At 76.3% G+C, this 211-nt stretch carries 1 protein-coding gene; it reads right to left on the reverse strand.

Annotated elements, in window-relative coordinates; translation table 11 throughout:
* On the reverse strand, positions 1–211 hold a 211-nt coding region (locus tag QWJ41_RS21810; RefSeq protein WP_302710590.1), incomplete at both ends, for a VIT1/CCC1 transporter family protein.

The following is a 211-nucleotide window of genomic DNA, read 5'->3' on the forward strand; positions in this document are numbered from 1 at the left end:
GCCGCACGGCCGGGCGGGTGGGGCCGTAGCCCAGCTTGGCGCTGGCCCAGCCGGTGAGGGCCAGGGCCAGCGCGACCGCGCCCATGGTGCCGCCGACGCGCTGGTCGGCGACGACGAGGAGGATGGTCAGCAGCGGGAGCAGCGCTCCCAGGGTGAAGGAGAGCATCGAGGCCCACGCCGCGTGCCAGGCGCTGGTCAGCTCGTCGGGGTC

Origin of the sequence: Nocardioides cremeus (assembly GCF_030518195.1) — a bacterium.
Lineage (GTDB): Bacteria > Actinomycetota > Actinomycetes > Propionibacteriales > Nocardioidaceae > Nocardioides > Nocardioides cremeus.